The sequence below is a fragment of the Paenibacillus sp. 2TAB26 genome (assembly GCF_052115145.1).
In the GTDB taxonomy this organism is placed as follows: Bacteria; Bacillota; Bacilli; order Paenibacillales; family Paenibacillaceae; genus Pristimantibacillus.
Genome location: NZ_JBFRGC010000003.1, coordinates 196,721 through 219,739, shown reverse-complemented (window position 1 = coordinate 219,739; position 23,019 = coordinate 196,721). Strand labels below are relative to the sequence as shown.

The window sequence follows — 23,019 nt, the reverse complement described above, 5'->3', positions numbered from 1 at the left end:
TGGCATTATACCGTTGTAGAGTGCAGCTCTTGATACTTGTCCGTCACAATCCGATTATTCTCATCCATAATGACCACATCGGGCTTGTACACCCTCGCTTCATGATCTTCCATCATGGCGTAGGAGATAATAATAACGAGATCTCCTGGCTGAACCATTCGCGCAGCCGCTCCATTTAAACAAACCATGCCTGAGCCTCTTGGGCCAGTGATCGCATACGTCTCCAACCGCGCGCCGTTGTTGATATTTACAACTTGCACTTTCTCGTTCTCTAAAATATTGGATGCGTCTAAAATATCTTGATCAATCGTGATGCTGCCTACATAATTCAAATTTGCTTCCGTAACGACCGCACGGTGAATTTTGGATTTGTGAATTTCTCTAAACATAAATAACACACTCCTCATAGAATAGTGAATTTGGTTAATATACCGATAAATAATTGGGCTTTAACACAACCTTAAAGTTACTTTTATTTGTATTTATTACAAATTTTAAAATAAAAAAGACAAAGAAATTACTCCGTTAACATGAAAGCGTTATCAATAGTTTGTTAATAACTTCTGATTGCATACGACTAAGTAGTTTTGGTTGAAGGTATAGCTTATGCGGGTTGAATACTCGAGTTAAAATAACATGTGGGTTAACTTGTTGGGGAGACTGACAAGCATGTAGATTAGCAATGAAATCATTTACTAGAAAAGAGCTGCGCAATGAAAGAGGTGTGGGAAAATGCTGTAAAGGTTTAGCTTATTTTGATATCAAAGAGCGTGGTCATCCTGACTAATTTGATACTAATATCAAAAAAATGATACTTTTTACCATTCGAACTCATACCTATAGTAGTTGGATTGCACCTATGAATGAAAGGGGATTTTTATGTTAATAAGGGGTGGAATTCTCTTTTTTTGATTTATATGGTCACTATTGTGATAGATTCGCGCATAATAAACGATTTCGTGTAAGACAATAGGGGGGTGTTTTATTCTCTAACGAACTGTATTGAGCTTATTCCATAGAAAACTACGCTTCTTTCGTTTTAACAAATCTAATTAATGTTCGGTGAAAATAAAGTATTAGACTGGAGTCATTGAAGTAACGCGATTTTTGAATTGAAGGATCGTCAGCTTTTAAAAAATAAGTTTTAGACTAACCCCATAACAAAAGCAGCGGCGAACCAAGACCAGATAAATAAAGTCTTAGACTGCCGCGGCTATTTCAACTAACGTTCTCCGTTAGTTCATGACTTTTCACTACTTAGGATGGCTTCAAATATTTTTAACCCTGTAACGTCTATCATAGTTCCTTGAGAAGGCTCTTTTTTAGTAATCCATTTTATTAATTGAGCAACATAATAATCCATAAGAGAATTCGAGAAAAAAGAATAATTGGATAGCAATACAATTCCTACACGGAGTTCCTTGTTGAAAGCTAGATAACTGTTAAAACCAGCTGAACCCCCATTATGCCAGAGGATACCTTTATCTAGAAGTTTATCCTCACCCCAGCCAAAATAACGGTTTGAATTTCCGATCCATATAGGGATATGACTTTTTTGCAGTGTAGAGGCTATCGGATTATCATCATTTAGATTGGCTTGGACAAATAAACTCAAATCGTTAACCGATGACTTAATCCCCCCAGCTCCTTCATGTATAGAGAGATCCCAGTGAGGGACTCTCTTCCCAGTTGAAGCATGTCCATTCAAAAACCTTCTATTCTGTTCTGAATCAAGTGTAACGGCTGTCTCATTCATCTTTAATGGGCTCGTTATGTATTTTTTCAACAGTTCATCATACTTGCTTCCTGACACCTTGCATAGAATATTCCCCAGTAAGCCCACACCGATATTGGAATATTCAAATGAACCAATACTATCCGTGTAATCAGCATTAGATAGAAAAGCAGTTAAATCTTGCTCGGTATACATTGAATAAGGATTCGATCTTTTTTTAGCCAGATTGTGGTTTGTTGCCAATATAGGTAAACCAGAGGTATGAGTAGCAAGGCTTTTCAAGGTAATCTTATTCAAATAATCGTTTTTAACGTTTGGCACAAACTTACCAACCATGTCATCCGAGGAAAGCAGTTTTTCCCGTTCCATTTCTAATAAGAGAATGGATGTGAAAACTTTGGTTATGGAGCCGATTTCAAACAACATATGCTCAGGAGGAATCGTACTTCTCTTTTGATTATTACTGAACGAAAAATATTCAATACCGCCATCTCTAATAATCCCGATCGCAAGATGTAAATGTTTCTTATCTTTGGTGTAATCTGAAACAAAATTATGTAAATCCTTCATAGTAACAGCTACTCCTTTTAGTTTTATGATGCTTACAAAAATCCTCGGTTGTTGAAATCACGCTAATCAACCTATTTGGATGCTGAATTATGTACTCGTTTCCATTTCTTTATATTCCTGCTCGTTACTTCAATTAGAAACGGCAGCTGAGCATTAGACCAGCTAATGTAGTGTATTGAACAATCGTTTCCCGTTAGCTTAATTATGTGATGTACAGGTTATCGTAAAGACTTCCCATAAGGTTTCAAATATTCACGCATCTGCTTATTGGATAAGGCTAGGGCCTCTTCTCGTGTTGTTGCGGGGGCAGATAGCATCTTTCCATTCTCAGTGTTCCAAACGGTCTGAAGATTTCCATCTTCGGATTCAGACTGTTGATTGGGCGTTGTTATAAGGAATGTTACTTGACTAAAGTCTTTGTTCGCGAATATAGAATGTGACTGGTAAATTTCAGCTCCTACAGTTGTTCCCCGTTCGTCATAAAGAAAATAAGGATAGGCTATTGAGCCCCAGCCGTCTCTAGAAAAATGAATTTCTATATTGCGCTGATCCTGAGGCACTGGAATTTGTTCACCTACAATTCGTACTACACCCTTAAATATTCGCTCTCTTTTCAAGCTCGTATGCACCTTGCCCTGAATTATAACAGTCGCAGGCTCTATCCCCGATTTTACATCTTCGTAACCTAACTGATACTTAACACCAATCAGCTTTACATCAATTGTGCTGGGGTGCTTCACATACATGACCCAGATTGCGCCAATGACGATAATAATCAAGCTGATTGATACAATCCATCTTTTCGTCTGCAACTAGCTTCATCCCTTTTATGGAACTCATTTACTTTCCTACCTAATTCATATGATTAATATAGTCTTAAGTTGCGCTAAACTGCCCGTTAGCTTAACCATAAACTCGCTCTACCTGGAATTAGACTTGATTCAAAATTAGTCGAAGAATTATCCATTGATCGAAACTCGATTTTAAAGTCGGATTCACCAGTAATTTCTTCGAGAATTTGCATAATGAAATTGGAGTATCTTTGGTATAACCATTCCGTAGTAAAGTTGTTCGGACTGTAAATTAAATATGTACTTTCCACGTACTCTGCCTTCGTACTCTTAAACCATGTATTGAAGCTTGGAATTGAAATTTCGCTTTGTATTTTGTCCAATGCTTTTGTCCAGACATCAAGTTGTTCCGTTACTTCTATTTTAGTATTCTTAACTTCATGAATTACTGGCTCCCCATATACCCTTTCACTTAGAAGAAGTTCTTCAACAGACTTGCTGAAGACCTGTCCTAGTTTTAGCAGAACTTCGATATCAGGCAAACATTCGCCTTGTTCCCACTTGGAAACGGCTTGATGGCTTACGCCCAGTAAATTGGAAAGTTCTACTTGCGTTAATGATAGTCCCTTCCGCAAGTCCAATATGTTTTTACCGACTTTTACATTATCTAACACTGTGGATCACCTCCATTACTCAACTTAAGCAAATAGTATCATAAAGAAAGCGAAATCAAAATCGAGTATATGTTGAATTGAATGTACCATTAAATGCAACCGTGGGTTGCAAAGGATGTTGAACTAAACTGCCCGTTAGCTTAATAATAAATGGAGCAGCTGCCGCGGCAAACTGCTCCATTTTCCGTTCAACTATCGTTCCCCGTTAGTTCAACGAGGTAAGAGATTGCTTTCAAAAATGATACTGGCTAATTCTGAAGGTTTCTCCATCTTGTTATTCAGTGGCTCAACACTTAGAAACACTGCAAACCCCGCCAGCGCAGCAAATTGAGTGCCTCCCGATTGTCCCCTACCGTCTCGCACAATCGCGTTTTGGAGGCAACATCGGGCAAGCCAAAGGCGCTGGATTATATTTTATTTTCGAGGATGTCCTAAGTATCACTAACAGAGCGCGGTGAGTAAACAGTACCACTGGCACTCTGATTTTAGTGATCAGAAAAGGGTAGGAATCGGAGGACACGATACGGCATCGATGAATCGCGGATCKATACCATAGAAGTACCAGTATGATCCGCTCCATCTATACCCWGCAACACCGTCCATATCGACAGATGTCGGATAAAACCAGAAGTTCTCGCCAGACCTAAGCCAAATATAAGTGTACTGGTAAACGCAGTCGACGATATAAGAAACAGCGGGTTTCGGCGGGATGAATGCGGGAGGAGGTGACTGMGGMGGTTGTCTCATGGGTCCTATATTTCGCATTTGAACCATAACATCACTCCTAGCGGAAGATATTCATGATATTACATGAAAGTGTATCTTATACTATGTAGGTGAATAACCACTTGACTATACGCATGCCTAGTCATAACCATTTTGCACGGTCAACCGCTGCAATTTCTGTCCTGAAGCTTAAACTCCAGGGAATAGCTGTTATTATGTGTACGATTTCCATTTCTCAGGGTACTTAAAAATTTCTCAAACTATTGGCTGAACTCTCCTGCCCGTTAGCTTAATAAGAAAAGCAGGCCACCGTAGCGCCTGCTCATCATGTGTGTTATTCAACTATCGTTTCCCGTTAGTTTAATAATGAATCTTCACATAACTCTAATGCGTCATAAAAGGCTGCATAATCTAATGTTAATCTTCTATCGAAGGGTTCAAGCTTCAATTCTTTCCATTCATAAATCGTGTCTTGTAAATCGTAACCTGTTAACTCAATATAATTATTTGTTTTTAATAACCCCGTTATTTGTTCCTCTGCTTCCATTGCTTCAAAGGTTTCTTGTGGGCTGCCAAATGTACCTAACTCCCCAACCAGAGAACTGTGTTTAACTAGATACAAATAATCCATTTTGTAAACTGGTATTATTTTTGAAATTACAAGATTAATTCTTTGTCTAAAAATAAAACCATCAGCACCATATTTATCTTCCAAATCAAGATATACATGTATAGAAGGACAGTAGTTATCATGTATTTTAATATTTTTGATTACTTTGATGTGGTGTAATTTTCTGGTAACTCAAGTTTTTGTTTGCAAACTTCTTTATACCAGGAATCTAACTCTCTCTTTAAGTATAGTTTTTCAAATAAGATTTGAAATTGCGGATATTCTTCAATAAATCGAGTTCCATGCATCATTCATACCTCCTGTTCAAATTCTCCATACATGAAGTATTCGCGAAGTGATTTAAACTAACTTGCCCGTTAGTTCATGAAGAATCGTAAGCCTTTCTCTATTCCTTTACTTCAACTAACCCTTCATCATCACCAATGATTTCAAGTACTGACTTTTCAAATGCTTTCAATATTGAATTATTTAGCCTCCATTCTAAGTCTTCTTTACTCTCACCACTAAGTACATTTTTACCCCAAATCCATGAAGTAGGTATGTCATTCTCATAATAAACTTCACATACTTCATATGAAACCAAGCCATTTTCCCAATCCTTTTTTAAAATTCTATAATTCCAATATTTATTCATCTTCGTTCTCCTTCAAGGATAATTTCAATAAAACGCCTCTTTAACTAAACTGCCCGTTAGTTGAACAAAAGGCTGCCAATCGGCAGCCTTTTCAGTATTGAACTATCGTTCCCGTTAGCTCAATTAAATTTAGGATTTATTAACCCCATTGATAAAACTCTAGAATAAATACCTTACCATCAATAACAAAATAAAACTGCTCCCAATCAAATTCATTTTTTTCTTCTACTTCCGTCTCCAACCTGTATACCTTTAGTTCTTTCCCATCAATAAGCTGGTCAATTAGATCAATTAGCTTGTTGCTAACTGAGTTTGATCCTTTATCAAATTCAGCGGGTATCTCAGGAAGTTCTTGACCATCATCATCGTAATAAGCAACTCGAACCTGAAAATTTTGCATGCGATAAAGGGAAAAGAACCAATATGCACTTACATCGAAAAGAGTTTCCTTCCAGTCTTCGACGTCACGTAAGGGTAGGAATATAACGTCATCATGGTTTTTTAGATTGCTTCTCTTATTATACTGTATAACTATTTGCATCAAAGGCACACCACTTTCGAGCTCACAAAACACGTATTCATGACCATAAGAGGCTCCAAAATGAGTATTGATTGTACCTAGCCCTTCTAAATATCCACTAATTTTATAAAAAATTTTGTTATCCATCCTTATATCAACCTCTGCTTTTCGATCACTACTTTCTGAATTATAACACTTGCCAGGTATTAGCGTAATCTGCCCGTTAGCGTAATGAAGCACCCGCAAGTCTAAAGCTTTATTTTCTCAGTCTAATACTTTATTTTCTGTGGACAATTAACGCTAAAGCATGATTTTTAAGGTGTCTTTAGCTGCTTTTCTCGAAATAACGATTCTAGAGTTCGTTACAATGTTAATCCATTCTGAATGGTTTAAATAAGAGTTTCTAGGTTCGTAAGCCGTGTATTGGATAAGGTGAGCTCATCGTTTTGCCTAAGTTTCATCAAAATAAAGTAGGGCTGTCCCAGGCGTAGATAAATCTACGCTTGGAACAGCCCTTTGGAGGATTGCAGACAAAATCACGAACCCACTGTCTGAAACGTGTCTACCAAATCTTTTAATCAAAGTGTGAAATCCATCAACAACTCGTCACGCGCAACAACGTAAAATCCTCAGACAATTACGGTATCAACATTATCAACATTCATTACCAAATCGAGCGCAGCTGCCAAGCATTTACGGTTTGAAGAAGCGCGTCTCCGCCGCGAGCAAAGAAAGAGATACCTATATCTTCTGGTCTCGGATAAACCCGATTGGTCATGGCGACTCTGCCCTCACCTGCAAACAATTCAATAGAGGAGCGATCAAGAAACAGTCTTAGCTGCAAACGCCAGTCTGAAGACAGCTGAAGCGGCGCCTCACTAATTCCGCCATCGCCTTCACCGCCGAGATTACGATCCATATAAATCTTTTGTTCGCTTATGGAATAGCTGATTTCTGTATAGGCAGTCCCATCCTCGGAGCTGCGTACACGAATACCTACTGTTGTTGCTTCCGTTCCAGCCAGATCAAATACAATATCCATTTCAAGAGAGTCTCCACGGACGCCGTCTATTTTGACAAATTCGTTGCTTGATAGAGCTAGATCAGACACCGAAACCTGTTGTCCACGCAGCACGGAAAGCTCCGGCACTGGATTGCTTCTTACCGTACCATCCGCTGCTAACGTCAGTTCGCGCGGCAGTGTCATTCCGCCAAGCCAGCCATGCGCTTGCTCTGGCATCTTAGCTCCCCATATGTTCATCCATGCGATCATAATTCTTCTGCCTTGATCATCAAGCAGCGTTTGCGGCGCATAAAAGTCAAAGCCATAATCGATTTGTCCCATCTGCTGCTTCTCAAAGCGGCAGCTTGCGTAATCGAACGTCCCTGACAAATACAGGTTTTTGATAGGTGCAATATTCATCGGGGAGATGAGCAGCGTATGCTGATTGCCTTCTCCAAGCGGAAATAGATCTGGACATTCCCACATATCACCCATCGTACCATCACTCTGCGTCGCAGCACCTTGATATTCCCAGCTCAGCAGATCGCTCGACGTATAAATTAACCCTTTGCCAAGTCCGTCTTTGCCGTAACCAACGACCATATACCATTTATCTTCATGCTTCCACACCTTCGGATCACGGAATCCGAACCGCTGCGCGTCAGGTGAATCACCGATCACCGGATTAGCAGCATACTTGTGGAACGTCACACCATCAGTGCTTGTCGCTAAAGCTTGAACCTCTTCCGGTGTTTTGCCATCAACATGCCCCGCATAAATTAACGTTAAAACGCCGTTGTTATCTACAGCGCTTCCTGACCAACAGCCCTGTCCGCCAAACTCTGCTTTGTCATAATCCTCGGAGGGTGCTATCGCAACCGGCAGATGCTCCCAGTGAACTAAATCCTTGCTCCTAGCGTGTCCCCAGTGCATCGGACCTTGCTTCGATTGATAGGGGTCATGCTGATAAAACAAATGATAATGTCCTTCAAAATAAATCATGCCGTTCGGGTCATTCATCCAGCCTGCTGGCGGCATCATATGATAATGAAGCCGATATGTTGTATCAATCGTTTTCACATTTTCTTGAAGCGCTTTATTCGCATTTGCAATATAACGTTGATGAAGGTCTTGTTTGCTTGTCGTATTTTCCAACCTGATCACCCATCCTTGCTTGTGAATTTTCATCACGCCAATTGAGCATGTGTAAACGCTTAATTTTTTATACCAATCCGTCCTCCCGATCGCAAATAGCTCCAGACCATTGCTTTCGAAAGACGGACTCACCTCTGCTGTAAATACTGCTGCTACGTTCTCTTAATTCTAGGATCAGCACTATATTGCAAATAGTATTCTTTTGACCTTTGCCACTATTTAAAATACTGCTTGACTATACCTTTACCCTCATCAACTTCCACTTCGGCATAAGCACCGTTTATGAGTGTAATTTGTGGAGGGACATGCCCGCAATCCAGATCATAAATGATCGGAATTTGAAGCTCTTCTGCGAGCTCTTGATATACATCTTCAACAGTATAACCATCTACAGGTTGATTTGCTGGACTCCGTCCGAACAAAATGCATGGGCTTTGCTCAAACCAGCCTGCCAGCTTCATTTGAACCAGTGATCTGCGTAAATCTACGGTCGATAACTCACAGTTTTCGAGGTACCACAAAATAGGCTCACCATCGATAAACTGCTCTCGAAAAGCGGATACATCACCATAAGGTGTGCCTACTAAATGTCTAATCACATCAATACAGCCTCCAAGTATACGCCCCTCGGTCTTCACTTGTTGGTTGGAGGTCGATTTCCAGAATGTAGGCTCGTTCAAATGAAATACATAAGGGGTTGGATTATCGTGCTGCCATTCTTTTTGATAGTTGTTAGACGAGTATTGAATGATAGCTTCTCCCGCCTTAGTTGATAAAACCGGTTGCCACATGGCTGTCGTCTCATCCGAATATTCGCCTCTTAGATCAAATAAATTAGCACCATGTGCAGTCGCTATGCCTGTCTTTAACGTAGTAGCAAACAGCAGCACGCTTATATCTGAATAGCCCATTATCCATTTATCATTTAAGCGGTTGAAATCAATATATTCAAGCATCTCAATCAACAGCTCACCTCCCCATGGAGGAATGACGATATCAATGTGATCGCTGCTCATCATTTCATTAAACTCATCGGCACGTTTTTTGGCAGGTGATGATTTGGCTTTATTTTGCGTCCAAACTGTCTCCCCGCAAATGACTGAATACCCTTTCGTCTCCATACGACTGCAAGCCAGCTTAAACGAGTCATGCATAGAAGCAGAAACCCCATGCGATGGTGCCGTTACGCCTATCGTTGCTCCTTCTTCAAACCTCGGATATTTGATCATCATTGTCCCCCAGCATAAATGTCTTTTAAAATAGAGAACGCGTCATTCTCTAATGCCATTAGCTCTTTAACGATGGTTATACATTGCTCTTTTTGTTTCACTTCGCGCTCTCGCGGCTCTTGATATGGATACATCTCTTTCAGCTTATTAGATCGAGAGACAACTTGTCTATACGTATGGATTAACTCGTTAAAGCTTTGTCCTCCCACGCCAGATAATTTTCCACTTAATTCCATTAGAAACAGCACGGCATGACTCCTAGCTTCGCACAAAATTTCGATAAATAAACTGAAATAATATTTATCCATCGTTTCCCTCTCGAGTGCGTCCAGCCACCGTTCGTAAGCTTTTGCACCAACGAGATACGTTTTATCCTGCCACCGATAATCGCCATCCTCATTTAAACGAATAACATAATCAAGCGCTTCTATAAAAGCGGTTCGTTCGTCTACTGCTTGAATAGGAACAACCGAATGCAAAGAAATGAGGCCGCATGCCTTGTTTTTTTGTTCGGATTTCTCTCCATTCTTTACACAGTTTATACAAGGACAGCGGCTTAGACCTAAGAAACTCCAAGGTATTGCATCTTCGCTGTGCTCATACCCTGTATGCCAATTATATGTATAATAACCGTGATCATCATGGGCGTACACGACAGATGTCTGGTTTTGAATATCAATATTTTTAGAAAAAACGGGATGATTGGCACGTAAGGCGCGCTTTGCTTTCTCCCACGCTTCCGCTTGCAGACGTTTAAAGTCTTCTCCTTCCGCATAAGCATGCAACCCACTAACCTCTAATCCAATATTGCGAACAAGCCGAAAAACCTCCGGCTCAGGCGGTCCCCCGTTAGGTTCAACTAGTCTTTCATCAATGACATGTAAGAAAGCAAGACCCGTCATGCCATAAATCCATGCTGCCGATAGAGGCATTTGATAAAAGTCAGCCGTAGATTTAATGGCACCGATTAAAGAACTGTCCAGTCCACTAAATTTGTAATGATCAATTTTCACCAGTGTGTTAGCACTCCATTGATTATTTTCATCCATAAGTGTACCTCCATCTCTTCATGGTCACACCTGCAAAACCTCTACACTACAGTCGATTCCAATGTTTTTGCTATAGATTCCTCTAAGGGTGTAGCCGTGAAGCCAAACCTCTCTGAAAATAGACTGCTATCAATAATAAAATCATTTTCGAACTGGTACAGCATTTCGATGCTTTCTCGAGCTGCCGGTATAAACAATCCCCCTATTCGAAGCATCGCTTTCCCTATGGTTTGAAGGTTTGCAGGGAATCCAGCAAGTCGATAAGCTGTTTCAACAAATTCTCTTGTTGTAACCGTAGCATCGTTCGGAACATGCCACGCGCGGCCATATGCATCTTCATGTTGACTTAACACAACGAGCGCTTTACCAAAATCATCGATAAACGTATACGTATGCTTCTTATCCGGGTTTCCCATAACCGTGCAAGCTTTGCCTTTCACTATCGGCTTGAACAACCGTGAACCAACAGAAGAATGGTGAACATTCGGTCCAAAAAAATCCGCTCCCCGCCCCATCGTCACCTGCAGCATCCCCTCTTGATAGAGCTGCAGCAGTCGACTAGACATGTCTGCGCGTACTTTCCCCTTCTTTGTCACGGCTGTGTACGGTAATCCTTCATGCATGCTCCCATTAACCTGCCCATACATATATACATTTTCGGCAACGACCAGCTTCGCTCCTGCAGCTATAGCTCCCGAAATGATATGCTCCTGAAAAGCCAAAAACAACTCATGCCACTTCTGATATGGCGGCTGCGCACACTGAAAGACAACCTTTGCATGTTTCATTATGGCCTTTGTCTCATCCTCATTCATTACGTTCGCTTGCTTTACACTCACCCCGGAAGGCACAGTCGCTTTCCCGCTCAAACTAACCATTTTGACAGGTTCTCCAAGAGCAACAAGCTCCCTCATGACAGCCATACCCAGCGGACCCGTTCCGAAAATCACATTCATATTGTTTTTTCCTCCCCATTTGGCGAATAAAAACAATATAAACCCTATAGTAACTATAGGGTCAACGCTTTTCGAACAGAAACTTGAAGCTCTACAATAAACTCCTCCGGCTTCATCATTTGAGCCATATCAACCAAATACAGCTCAATCGATGGGCCCGCTTCGATGTAGTTATGCTTCTCCATCCACTCCAGCAGCTTGCTGTAAATCCGTTTGCACGATTCGGCATTCGGAATTCCGCAATAAAGAGCTGTAATATACTCGCCTTCAGGAATAATTCGGCTATAATCATTTGGAGCTTGAGCTCCAGTAGAGTCGGTAGAAATACAAAACTCCAAATCGGAATCCTCTCGATCAAATGTCAAAATATTTTCATGGTAAATCGTCATCAATTGCTTCGGAATTAATCCGTTTGCTTCCGCCTGCTGAAATAATCGTGTAAACTTCACAACCGACGCTTCCATTCCACACGCTGATCTGCTGCGATCAGATAGGATAAGCCGCTCCGGCAAATGTTTTAATTCCACTAATACATCAAGGTTTTTAAGCTCATCGCCTAAATCCAGCAAATAATTGATTTGTTCCGACCTCTTTCCTATTAATTGTACAAGCTGCTCTAATTGTTCTATTTCAGTAATCGTGTTCCTTCGTTTTAATTCAAGCTTCTCTATTAAACTACTTAAGCTTCCCTCTTTTAAAGCTGCTTTTATTTCATCAAGCGAAAATTGCAATGTTTTCATGTCTTGGACGATTTTAATATAAAGAAGTTCATAATTGGAGTAATACCGATAACCAGTGGATTTATCCGTATGGCTGGGTATGACCAAGCCGATCTTGTCGTAAAAGCGCAGTGTTTGAACAGCGATATTACATATCTTTGCCGCTTGGCCTATAGAGTAGAATTGATCGTTGCTCATCGAATCTATTCCCCTTTGAGAGTCTCGCCTGTTAATAGATCTATCTGCTGCAGAATGGGTTCAGCTAATTCAAGTTGTTTCGTTGCAAACTCCAGATCACCATGCCCTGCGAGAGCAAAATCCAGATTGCCTAAGGTAGACATCAGTATGCGTGCAGAAACTGCAAAACCAAATGCCTTTTTGTCAGAAACAATATCAGAATGATTCAGCATACATGTGAAAGTTGGCTCTTGTGTTCCACCAAATAAAACAAGGTTGCCAACATAGGAGGCCAAATCCCAGTAGTAGGGCATTAATGATATGTCCTCAAAATCCATCCATAACCAGCCCTCCGGGCTCGGTATCAGGTTTCCTGCATGGGCATCACCATGACTGGGTAATAACAGGCCTAGCTCCTTCCGCATCTGCTCATCCCATTTATGAAACTTCTGCAATAATGCTTGTATTCGTTCATCGGGGTTTTGTCTTAATCTTTGTGCTGATTGACAAGTGCGCTCCCAAACACCAAGCATAGGGACCTCACCTTCGAAGTCTTTCATTGCCTTAGAAAGTTTATTAATAAGATCAACTGCTTCCTTCGGTGATGGAGGTTGCAAGGCTATAGGAGGGACATAAGCCCACAGCGTCAGCCATGTATCTGCCACGTTATGAGGACCCGCATCAACAAGGCTAGTTGGCAGCAGTACAGGGACATTCTTGGAATGAAGGTAACGCGCAACAAGCAGCTCTCGATCCAGTATCTTGTATGCATACTCTCCATCTGCTTCAGAGAGGACAATCGCTATTCTTGCCACAATGGGATAAGGAGCTAGATGAATAATTAAATTCCCACCCTCACTAAGCACATGAGGCGTAATATCCGTTAACCCCCATTTTTTGGCCATAAATAATAATGATGAGATAAGCTCGTTTTTATTAGGCATTGCAGCAGCTCCTTAACAAGGTTATACATTTATTTTAGCTTCACTGCTGGATCGCTCAAAGGTAAAAAACGTTTCATAGTCAACTCTAGGTAAAAACTGTCCAAACCATTTCTCAACGCTTCAACTTTATCTCATACTTCGATTAATGACATGCTTTATGCCATTATTCAAATCAAGACTTTTAAGTTCGGGCACATCGACTTAAAAAATAATGCTTATCCGCCAAAAGCAATACGATAACCGTTATTGTCGACAATGGTAAGCTCACTCCATCCATCTGACCAATGCGGTCCTTGCACAATCTTCACTTCTTTTGAGATAAACAACTTATGTAATTGTCTTAGTCCCTCTGGATTCGTATAGCAGAAAGCATCAAAATAAAGTCCGCCTTCTACTGACGAATTGGGCCGAATATCACTTTTCAATTTAGCTTCGTGCAAAATAAAGGTCACATCGCCGTAGCTCATATGAATATGTCCGCCAATATTTTCTGAAGTAAATCCGATATTTTCATAAAAATGGATGGAATCGTGTATATCGGCTACTAGAAAAACCAATGATGGTCCTTTCAATTGAACCAAGTTTGCACTATTATTTCCCACTCTTAACAGCTCCTAAAATTTATAATTTATCCTAACTAATGTATCAAAAAGAAAATTCAATCATCACCCTCGCAAAATATCCGTTTTATGATTTAATAGATCCCTAAAAAGCTGCTTCTGCACGCTGTTAATGCATTCAATATCGATATCCTCCAATTTCGTAAAAACCAACTGCAGCGACTCATTATTGCTATCCGTATGCAGTAGATTCTTACCATCCTCAGCTAATTTACCTGTTAAATCTACCGCCACGTTGAAGATAAACATGACGAATACAACTTCATTGCCATCTGGATATCGATACTGCATATTGGGACCAGTGTAAATGGAATACAAATCATATTCATTTACTTGCAGCCCCGTTTCCTCCAGCACCTCTCTTATCATTGTTTCTTCAATTTTCTCTCCCGCTTCCATTCCGCCGCCAGGCAGACCCCAATCTCCGTAGTCTGATCTTCTCTGTAATAATATTCTTCCAGCTTCATCTTTAATAATGGCTCCGCCAGTGACGATAATTCTCTTATTCATAGGCTCACTCCCTTTTGGATTGAATCTTTAGCGCATTTGTTTCTTCCTCAATGCGACCAACGTCAATACGCTCAAACAACAGCTCTAAACCTTGAATTTTTTGGTTAGCAGCTACACTAATGAGCTCCCAGCTAGGCTCAGGAAGAGTCAGAAACCTTCTTATTTTCTCGCATGAGAAAGGAATAAACGGGCTCAACAATTGAGACAGATTCGCTATAATTTGCACGCAAGTGTTTATAGTAAAAGCACAAGCCTCTCGATTTTCTTTAATCTGAATCCATGGCTTTTGTTCATCAAAATATTTGTTTGCTCTGCGAATAGTAGCAAAAATTAACTCAATCGCTTCCTTTAGTCGTCCTTCTTCAATGCATGCACCTGACTCAACATATAAAGAAGCAATGGCTTTCATCCATTCCGCGTTCTGCTTGCTTTCAGGAACGTTTCCTTCAAAAGATTTATTTATAAACGCTAGCGTACGATTGACTAGATTGCCAAATGCACCAAGCAATTCTCCATTGTGACTATAAATAAATTCTCGCCAAGAGAAATCAGTATCCCGTTTCTCTGGACCGTTTGCGATCAGAAAATAACGAATAGAGTCTGGCTCATAGCGCTTCAAAATGTCCGGCACCCAAACCGCCCAATTATTGCTTGTCGAAAACTTTTTCCCTTCCAGCGTCATGTATTCACAAGAGATAATTCGATCAGGTAAATGGTATTCCTCGGCGCCTATCAGTACAGCCGGCCATATTAGTGTATGAAAAGGGATATTGTCTTTACCGTGTACATAATAAGCGGTTATTTCCTCATTTCCGTCCTTCCAGAAGGCCTCCCAGCTGCCGCCTGTTTCAGCAGCCCACTGCTTGCTTGCCGATAAATATCCGCTCACTGCTTCAATCCAGACGTAAATTTTTTTACCTTCGAACCCTGCAACCGGAACCTCCACGCCCCAATCTAAATCCCTTGTTGCCGCTCGATCTTGAAGCCCCTCTGCAAGATATCTTTGCGTTAATTGTACTGCATTTTCTTTCCAACCTTTTATTTTTTTTGCATACTTAGTCAATTCAGCTTGGAAAGAAGAGAGTGCAAGATAATAATGTTCCGTTGGCCGCTCAATTGGAGGATTCCCGCAAAGCTTGCATGTCTTGTCTGTCAGGTCGGCTGGGTCAAGCAAGGTTGAACAATAATCACATTGATCGCCTCTCGCACGGTTGCTGCAAACAGGGCAAATCCCTTCAACATATCGATCCGGCAAAAATCGTTGATCCGTTTCACAATACGTTTGTTGGATTGTTTTTTTATATAAATGTCCTTTTTCTAAAAGTGCCAAAAATAACTGTTGAACGACTTGGTGATGAAATGGCTGGTCTGTTCGAGTATACAAATCATACGTAAACCCAAGCTGTTTAAAACATTCGGCAAATTCATGATGAAATCGATCTGCAATATCTCCCGGAGAAACACCCTCCTGAATCGCTTGCACCGCAACAGGCGTACCGTGGCAGTCACTTCCAGATACGTACAACACCTTATTTCCTTTTGCGCGGTAATAACGTGCCAACACATCCCCTGGCAATACACTCGCCAATCTTCCCAAATGCAATGAACCGTTCGCATAGGGCCAAGCACCGCCAATAAACACATTTGTCATCATAACTCCTCCTTTTTTGACAAACAAAAAAGCCCTCATCCCAAAGGGACGAGAGCTGTGCTCACGCGGTACCACCCAATTTTATTAATGCCTCGCGACATTAACCTCTTCAGGTACGATGCTTATGCATGTATACCCTAGCACAGTAACGGGTGCGGGTTCCGGCGCAGCCTACAACCATATGAGGTTTCGATGCGCAGCTCAGAGACCATATTCCCAAAGTTATTCTTTACCCCTTTTCAGCAACCGGGGCTCTCTGTAAAAAGACATCGCCTTGGTACTCTTTCTCATCATAGCTTTTGTTAGAATATTCAATTTATTGGAATTATACTCAATATGATATTTCAAGTCAAGGTGATTATGTTACTGCCCACATCTCCTTATTCCTAACTCGCTTTATTGTATCTCCATCAAACTATCCGCGATTGCACATACACACATTTTCGAAACCTCGAATGCCCTTACCTCATATTGGATGTTAATTCCGTTATCATCCGTTACCTTTTTTTTAACGAGCATGATTTCTTCAAGCACCTTTTGCTTCAATCCCGCTGGCGGATGAATATGATTTGCCTTTTCCATCAACATGCGTTTCAACTCAACTGCACTATTAAACATGGATATCTCTCCTTCTCTTATCCCTTAGTTGTTTTAATGCGTAGTGTAGTCTGGATTTCACCGTTCCGACTGGAATTCGAACGATTTCTGCAACCTCTTCCTGTGTTAAATCATTTAAATAGTGCAGCACTACCACTTGCTTCAGCTTATATGAAAGACAATCCATATCATCCAATATGCTGTGGCTGGACAGCTTTTCTATCACAGAGTCAGAAAAATCATTTTCGAGTGTTTATGAGTAGTTATTAAGCTCATGTGCATGATTGCGAAATTGCCTCCACTTTTTTCGTTTGTAGGCTTGATGTTGTCTAATCGTGATACCGTAAAGCCAAGGCTGAAAATGTCTCGTACCGTCAAAATTCCGAAGGCTCCTGAACAATTCGACGTAAACGTCCTGAACAAGATCATCCACATCATTTTTGTTTTCGGTTAGCAAGAATAGGGTACGGTAAACCATATCAATGGTCGCGTTATAAATATCGGAAAACGCTTCTAGATTGCCTCCTAATACTTGCTCAATACGACGATTGATTTCTACAGGCAAAAGAACTCACCTCACATTGTGTAATATATGATATTGGTCGCTAAGTCCCGTTTCGTGCGGTAGATTAAAAAAAATTGGACTCCTGTATGTATAAAAAAAGGACGCCGCTTGGCATCCTCTCTGAATGTACGCTAAAGCGCATAACTATGCTGTCACAATACTAAACCTGCACACCAATTAATTCGTACGCTTCAAATCCAAATGAAACGTTATGGGTACATTTAAGTTCTATTTTATGATCATAAAAGCGAACGAAATAGGTTATCACATACGGGGTTTCTATGTAGATCAAAGTAAGAGATAGTTGGTTGCTGTCTATCCAACAAGCATTTGTAACCACTTCCTGATCATGTGTCTCCAAATCTTTCACAAAATGATCGATTGAATGGTTTATGGTGCTGAAGTTAAACGGATACGTCTTCACACTCTGTTCGCCAAAAAATAACTTAAACTGAAATTCGTTGCCGCTTGCTGCAAAATGAAGCTTAGTGAGTCCTTGTTTATTATCCATGAATGAAAAACGAAGATCATCTAAGCGAATAGGACTAGGCTCACTTAATGCTGGTATGAACGGATTAGCCATTTACAAGAGATGCTGATCTAAATCTGTTTTTTGTTCACCATCTTCAAAGAGGATATCCGTGTCTATTTGCATGAGGATATGTTCATACACTAAATCTAGCATGGTTTGAAGCTGTTTCATGGAAGAGAAGCTCGATGTTGCCGCAATAACAACCTGATGTTTGGGCGACACAAAACATAACTGCCCATACCCACCATTACCCATATAACAGCCATCACGACATAGAAAAAATTGATACCCATAACCTTGGGAAAAATCGATGCGCTCTTCGTCTCGCGATGTATCGCTTTGCATGCTGGTGGCGAGTGAAATGTATTTCTCTGAAACGATTCGCTGGCCATTAAATCTACCTTTGTTTAGCAGCATTTGCCCAAACTTAGCTATTCCTTCAGTAGGTATACTTAGTCCCATTCCTCCAGCAACGACGCCAAGCGGACAGGTTTCCCAAGAAGGGGATGAAATGCCTAGAGGCATAAACAAACGAGGCATTAAATATTCGGTTAGCTTTTGACCTGTTACTCTCTCAAGGATAGCAGACAACATATAGGTAGAATGTGTACTGTAACGGTAATAGGTTCCTGGCTTATGCTCTACTTCCATTGCTAAATAGGCTTTAACCCAGTCCGTTTGCTCCGCAACGCTTCCGTAAATATTGTCACGATGGCCAGCATTCATCGATAGCAGATCGTGAATGGTTATTTCAGCCAAATTGTCCGAAAGCGCAGGAGGCAGCTTATCAGGAAAAAAAGAGATAACCTTGTCTCTTAAATCCAACAGGCCCTCGTCACAAGCAATCCCTATTGCGATAGATGTGAAGCTTTTGCTAAGTGAGAATAACAGCTGCGGAGTGCCTGAACGATAAGGATCACGATAAAACTTGGAAGTAGCCTTGCCGTTTTGCATCAGGATAAAGCTGTTCAACTTCAAGTTTAATTGCTTGATTTGAGTAAAAAACGCAAGCAACGACTTTGATGATAAACCATGGTTTTCTGGTCGATCCATTTCCATAACACTTATCAAGCCTTCAACGTCGTTAGTCATGAATGCAATCACCCACTCTTTTATACTCAACGAATCTACTAGCTCAATTGTTTAATAAACGTCACTCTATCGTAACCACTGCTGAAATAGTCCTTTTCATATAGGCTGACCTCAAAACCGATCCGTTGATAAAACGTTATCGTGTCTTCATTCCCCGGATGCCCTAAAGTATAAAGAATAATTTCCTTCTCTTTCAGCTCGTTTACTTTATTGCAGATGGTAGAAAGCAAAGCTTTGCCAACGCCCGCTCGTTGAAAATCCTTTTTCACGACTACGCCTACGATTTCATAAAGTCCTACTTCATTATTAAATAGGTATCCTGCATGACCCATAATTTGATTGTCATCGCTATAAGCTACATAATATTGGCTTTTACCCGCTGGAGCTTTGGCGAAGTCCGCCCACCGAGGCGGATATCTTTCAATAACGAAATCTGGGAATTGCAGCGGATGCTCCGATAATATCTTTATTACATCCTGCCTGTCGTTTTGCTCGAACAATCGAATATTCATATTGTTAAACCTCCTAAACAGAACGATCTTTTTTCTGCTGTTCTACAAATTCATCCTTCGTTAGACCAAATAAAATGAGATCTTTATACTCACCGTTAGTGTAAATCACTTTCCGTCGCACACCCTCTTGCTGGCAGCCCAGCTTGATCATCATGTTTGTTGAGCCTACGTTGCCTTCCAGTACATAGTCATTAAACTTATTAAGCCGTCTTTCCATAAAAGCATACTTTAAGAGAATTCTCATCGCTCTAGTCCCGTATCCCTTGCCTCGGTGATCTCTATCGATCTGTATGCCAATGCTAAACGTGCCGTTTTTCTCATCGATACTATTTAGATTAACGCCTCCAACATTTTCAGCGTTTCTATTTTCAATCGCAAACATGATACGCCTATTATCCGTAGAGAAATCAGCATAAGTTTCAACGAAATTTTTGGCCTCGGCAATCGTAGGCGGCAGCTCAACCGTGCACTCTAGTAAGCGCCGAGCTGGCGTATCAAAGCGGTTGAAGTAATGCCCTTCCCAGTCAGCATCTTGAATTGCTCGTAATCTGATCTCCTCATCCTGCCAAAAATATTGACTATAATCTATTTCTCTCATGTGATCCTCCCATAATCAATAATCGTATTAAGCGCTATTATACATAAAATTAATATTAAAAAGGAAATTATTTGTAATGTCCTATCCGAATAAAGAGCCCTCAGGTCATTCATCCTGAGAGCTCTTTTTTTGGTTACCTTGAATGTACAGCCTTGTCCCGCTTTGACAGCACGATGTTCTGGTACAATCGAACGGTTAATAGATAGTAAGCAGCATAGATAACCACGAACAACACAATGGGAATCCATAAGCGATAATATGGCTCAGTTAACATAAACGAGAAGAGATTCATACCAACTAGAACATGCGTGAGCCCAACGATACCAGGAAATAAAAATACGAGGAACAGCTCGTGATAGATTGAACGCGATAACCTCTCTCTCCTTACCCCAAGCTTGCTGAGCATCTCATATCGCTGAACATCCTTCGCTGCACCCGATAATATTTTGAACATTAAGCAGCTCGCCATCATAGCAAGAAAGGCGATGCCAAGGAAAAAGCCCATAAAGACTGTACCGCTAGCGATACCTATTGCATTCTCATAGTTCTTGTACTTGCTCCATGATAGGTACTCCCCATTGGATTTCTCTGTTTCCAGCTGGTCTAGTGCCTTCCATGACATCCGATAAGCGAGGAAATCACCCGTCCTTCCGATCACAACGAACTGTTCCTTTGCTTCAAGCTTTGCGAACTCTCCTGCATCAACAAGCCTGAACTCACTTATGGGTGGCGAAATCTCCCAGATGAAACCTCTCCACTTCTGACTGGACAGCTCTTCTGCATCCGTATTATCTGCATCACTCGCAGAGCCTGCTGGAAGAGGGCCTTTGATCTGTTCTATCTCATCCCAATACTCGCGGCCCTGCCCCGAATGAACAAATGGCCGCTGGCTCTCGAGGTCCTCTTTCGCATAATAAACCATTTCGTTCTCTATTTTGTAGCGATACTTGAACTGCTCCTTGAACGGAATGGAAGCGAGTATCTTTGCTTCTTCCGCATTCGGGTTATGCACGATCGCGTCATAAACGCGGTAGCTCTCTCCCCTAATTTTCGCATCGTTCACAAAAGCCATACCTCCGGCAATTGCACCAGCTCCAAGTGCAATCAGCATCGCTACTGTTGCCAGCAGCTTCGTTAAGCCGTTAATTCGGAAGCTCAGCTGGCCGAAAGTGAAGGCGCGGATTCCACGTGTTTGATTCCTCTTTTTCATTCTTACTACAAGTGGCGGAAGCAGCATCATAAACAGAAGGTACGTTCCGAGCGGTGTCATGAATGTGGCGGTATACAATCCAATCTCCCGCAGCTGCTCCATAAACGTAAGGGAGAAGTAACCGAGCCCGAGAGCAATTGCTCCGACGATGCTAAGTACAATTTTCCACGGGCTGCTTCCCCACAGCCGATCTGCTTGCATATTGCCATGGACAAGATGCAATACCTTCATGCGAGAAAGCTTCAGCTGATTCCATATCGCAGACAATCCAAATAAACAAGTAAAGAAGATAATAGTAAATAAAATGGCTGGTCCAAATACAGCATGGTAACCGATAAGACTCGTCTGAAGCTGCTTAGCCATGAGATGCCCCACAAGTGTGGATAAGCCAAACCCGAGCCCAAGCCCAACCGCTAGTGAAATTAAGCCGAGCGCAATCGTTTCAATAAACATTAAAGTACGTATTTTACTTTTGCGTGCCCCCAGAACGAGATAGAGTCCGAATTCCCGCTGGCGCAGCGACAGCAAAAAGCTGTTGGCATAAATAATGTAGAAAAAAGTGATCGCCGAGAGCAGTACCGAGCCTAATATATAGACGAGCCCAATTGAGTTGATAACTGCATTTGCCTCCGTAAAATCGCGGTTCCACGCCATCGTCTGGAACATATAAAAAATGGCTATCGACATGACAAGTCCAGCAAGCAGCACGATATAATCTTTGAATTTGCTCTTCATGCCGGATAAAGCTAGTTTTATAAGCATGTTCTCACCTCACTGCCTTTCCGATTCGTAAGTTTCATCGGATGCAGCAGCGGCAGCTGCCGAGCCATAATCGCCGAGCACGTCCAAAATTTGCTTATAAAAGGATTCACGGCTGCCCGTGCGGTACAGCTCTTTCACAAGCTGACCATCCTGTATAAATAAAATTCTTCCGCAATAGCTTGCACTGAACGCGTCATGAGTCACCATGAGAATCGATATTCGCTGTTCCTCGTTTAGACGCTTCATCGTCTCGAGCAGACTAACCGCATTTTTCAAATCAAGCGAGCCTGTCGGCTCGTCACCCAGCAGCAAAGCAGGCTCATGAACAATGGCGCGCGCCGCAGCTGTTCGCTGCCGCTGCCCTCCTGAGATCATCGCTGGATATTGTTCGGCTAGCGCTGTAATACCAAGATTGTCCATAACTTGACGCACTTTGATTCGGATCTCGCCAGCAGGGACGTCCTGCAAGGACAAGGGAAGTGCGATATTCTCATAGACTGTCAGATTGTCGAGCAGATTAAAATCTTGAAAAATAAACCCAAGCCGCTGCGCCCGGAAATCCGAAAGCTCACGGGCTTTCATTCGTGTAATATCTGTTCCAGCAATTGAAATCGTACCCTCTGTTGGATTATCCAGCGTCGAGATTACGTTGAGCAGTGTGGTTTTGCCCGAACCGGAAGCTCCCATAATGCCGATGAACTCTCCTTCTTGCATCGTGAACGAAATATTATTAAGCGCATAAACCTGATTCGCCTTATTGCTTCCGTATATTTTGGATATTTGTCTTATATCAATAACGGGATTTTTTGTTGTCATAGCTTAGTGACATCTCCTTCTGCCTTGGTACCTGTACGATA

The 23,019-nt window shown here is 41.5% G+C and carries 26 protein-coding genes and 1 other annotated feature; all 26 genes read right to left on the bottom strand.

The features are described from left to right. Window positions 1-5 precede the first annotated feature (5 nt). The 26 genes from panD to AB4Z50_RS03955 all read right to left on the bottom strand — a co-directional run bounded on the left by panD (window position 6) and on the right by AB4Z50_RS03955 (window position 22,978). Window positions 6-389 (bottom strand): aspartate 1-decarboxylase, encoded by a 384-nt coding sequence (gene panD, locus AB4Z50_RS04080; RefSeq protein ID WP_076270779.1) that lies wholly within the window; start codon window positions 387-389, stop codon window positions 6-8. A gap of 851 nt (window positions 390-1,240) precedes the next feature. Continuing rightward, window positions 1,241-2,305 (bottom strand): serine hydrolase domain-containing protein, encoded by a 1,065-nt coding sequence (locus AB4Z50_RS04075; RefSeq protein WP_441875986.1) that lies wholly within the window; start codon window positions 2,303-2,305, stop codon window positions 1,241-1,243. A gap of 218 nt (window positions 2,306-2,523) precedes the next feature. Next, window positions 2,524-3,117 (bottom strand): hypothetical protein, encoded by a 594-nt coding sequence (locus AB4Z50_RS04070; RefSeq protein WP_441875983.1) that lies wholly within the window; start codon window positions 3,115-3,117, stop codon window positions 2,524-2,526. An 86-nt stretch (window positions 3,118-3,203) separates the two neighbouring features. Then, entirely contained in the window at window positions 3,204-3,770 is a 567-nt protein-coding gene (locus AB4Z50_RS04065; RefSeq protein WP_339207960.1) for a helix-turn-helix transcriptional regulator, read from the bottom strand. Window positions 3,771-4,851: 1,081 nt separating this feature from the next. Further along, window positions 4,852-5,211, bottom strand: coding sequence for a hypothetical protein (locus AB4Z50_RS04060; protein WP_441875980.1), 360 nt, complete (start codon window positions 5,209-5,211; stop codon window positions 4,852-4,854). Window positions 5,212-5,267: 56 nt separating this feature from the next. Next, window positions 5,268-5,414, bottom strand: a complete 147-nt coding sequence (locus AB4Z50_RS04055) for a hypothetical protein (protein WP_441875977.1) — start codon at window positions 5,412-5,414, stop codon at window positions 5,268-5,270. A 98-nt stretch (window positions 5,415-5,512) separates the two neighbouring features. Then, on the bottom strand, window positions 5,513-5,761 hold the full coding sequence (locus tag AB4Z50_RS04050) for a hypothetical protein (RefSeq protein ID WP_441875974.1): 249 nt from the start codon (window positions 5,759-5,761) through the stop codon (window positions 5,513-5,515). A gap of 139 nt (window positions 5,762-5,900) precedes the next feature. Continuing rightward, window positions 5,901-6,428: a hypothetical protein gene (locus AB4Z50_RS04045; RefSeq protein ID WP_441875971.1), complete on the bottom strand. Its 528-nt coding sequence runs from the start codon at window positions 6,426-6,428 to the stop codon at window positions 5,901-5,903. A 517-nt stretch (window positions 6,429-6,945) separates the two neighbouring features. Next, entirely contained in the window at window positions 6,946-8,439 is a 1,494-nt protein-coding gene (locus AB4Z50_RS04040; RefSeq protein ID WP_441875968.1) for a glycoside hydrolase family 32 protein, read from the bottom strand. Window positions 8,440-8,654: 215 nt separating this feature from the next. Next, window positions 8,655-9,668, bottom strand: coding sequence for a S66 family peptidase (locus AB4Z50_RS04035; protein ID WP_441875965.1), 1,014 nt, complete (start codon window positions 9,666-9,668; stop codon window positions 8,655-8,657). Beyond that, window positions 9,668-10,717 (bottom strand): hypothetical protein, encoded by a 1,050-nt coding sequence (locus AB4Z50_RS04030; RefSeq protein ID WP_441875962.1) that lies wholly within the window; start codon window positions 10,715-10,717, stop codon window positions 9,668-9,670. The genes AB4Z50_RS04035 and AB4Z50_RS04030 overlap by 1 nt, the downstream gene beginning before the upstream one ends. Before the next feature lie 41 nt (window positions 10,718-10,758). Next, complete coding sequence (locus AB4Z50_RS04025) at window positions 10,759-11,673, bottom strand: NAD-dependent epimerase/dehydratase family protein (protein WP_441875960.1); 915 nt, start codon at window positions 11,671-11,673, stop codon at window positions 10,759-10,761. A gap of 53 nt (window positions 11,674-11,726) precedes the next feature. Next, entirely contained in the window at window positions 11,727-12,590 is an 864-nt protein-coding gene (locus tag AB4Z50_RS04020; protein ID WP_441875957.1) for a MerR family transcriptional regulator, read from the bottom strand. A gap of 5 nt (window positions 12,591-12,595) precedes the next feature. Continuing rightward, the gene (locus tag AB4Z50_RS04015; RefSeq protein WP_441875954.1) at window positions 12,596-13,513 is read right to left on the bottom strand and encodes a phosphotransferase family protein; all 918 of its coding nucleotides are present in this window, start codon (window positions 13,511-13,513) and stop codon (window positions 12,596-12,598) included. A 215-nt stretch (window positions 13,514-13,728) separates the two neighbouring features. After that, a complete protein-coding gene (locus tag AB4Z50_RS04010) occupies window positions 13,729-14,115 on the bottom strand; it encodes a VOC family protein (protein ID WP_441875951.1) in 387 nt (128 codons plus the stop codon). 63 nt (window positions 14,116-14,178) lie between these two features. Then, entirely contained in the window at window positions 14,179-14,643 is a 465-nt protein-coding gene (locus tag AB4Z50_RS04005; protein ID WP_441875948.1) for an NUDIX domain-containing protein, read from the bottom strand. 4 nt (window positions 14,644-14,647) lie between these two features. Further along, window positions 14,648-16,294, bottom strand: coding sequence for a methionine--tRNA ligase (gene metG, locus AB4Z50_RS04000; RefSeq protein WP_441875945.1), 1,647 nt, complete (start codon window positions 16,292-16,294; stop codon window positions 14,648-14,650). 41 nt (window positions 16,295-16,335) lie between these two features. After that, window positions 16,336-16,597 (bottom strand) — a binding site (T-box leader). A gap of 93 nt (window positions 16,598-16,690) precedes the next feature. After that, complete coding sequence (locus tag AB4Z50_RS03995) at window positions 16,691-16,912, bottom strand: hypothetical protein (protein ID WP_441875942.1); 222 nt, start codon at window positions 16,910-16,912, stop codon at window positions 16,691-16,693. Further along, entirely contained in the window at window positions 16,905-17,117 is a 213-nt protein-coding gene (locus tag AB4Z50_RS03990) for a sigma-70 family RNA polymerase sigma factor (RefSeq protein WP_441875939.1), read from the bottom strand. Before AB4Z50_RS03990 ends, AB4Z50_RS03995 begins: the two co-directional genes overlap by 8 nt. Before the next feature lie 27 nt (window positions 17,118-17,144). Continuing rightward, window positions 17,145-17,456, bottom strand: a complete 312-nt coding sequence (locus tag AB4Z50_RS03985) for a sigma factor (protein ID WP_441875936.1) — start codon at window positions 17,454-17,456, stop codon at window positions 17,145-17,147. A 160-nt stretch (window positions 17,457-17,616) separates the two neighbouring features. After that, window positions 17,617-17,967, bottom strand: coding sequence for a hypothetical protein (locus tag AB4Z50_RS03980; protein WP_441875933.1), 351 nt, complete (start codon window positions 17,965-17,967; stop codon window positions 17,617-17,619). Between the two features lie 72 nt (window positions 17,968-18,039). Continuing rightward, window positions 18,040-19,080 (bottom strand): serine hydrolase domain-containing protein, encoded by a 1,041-nt coding sequence (locus AB4Z50_RS03975; RefSeq protein WP_441875930.1) that lies wholly within the window; start codon window positions 19,078-19,080, stop codon window positions 18,040-18,042. Window positions 19,081-19,118: 38 nt separating this feature from the next. Further along, window positions 19,119-19,592 carry a GNAT family N-acetyltransferase gene (locus AB4Z50_RS03970; protein ID WP_441875927.1) on the bottom strand — a complete coding sequence of 158 codons (474 nt, stop codon included), beginning with the start codon at window positions 19,590-19,592 and terminating at the stop codon, window positions 19,119-19,121. A 13-nt stretch (window positions 19,593-19,605) separates the two neighbouring features. Continuing rightward, the gene (locus AB4Z50_RS03965; protein WP_441875924.1) at window positions 19,606-20,190 is read right to left on the bottom strand and encodes a GNAT family N-acetyltransferase; all 585 of its coding nucleotides are present in this window, start codon (window positions 20,188-20,190) and stop codon (window positions 19,606-19,608) included. Between the two features lie 133 nt (window positions 20,191-20,323). Then, a complete protein-coding gene (locus AB4Z50_RS03960) occupies window positions 20,324-22,162 on the bottom strand; it encodes an FtsX-like permease family protein (protein ID WP_441875921.1) in 1,839 nt (612 codons plus the stop codon). 9 nt (window positions 22,163-22,171) lie between these two features. Then, a complete protein-coding gene (locus AB4Z50_RS03955; RefSeq protein WP_076270790.1) occupies window positions 22,172-22,978 on the bottom strand; it encodes an ABC transporter ATP-binding protein in 807 nt (268 codons plus the stop codon). Window positions 22,979-23,019: the final 41 nt, after the last annotated feature.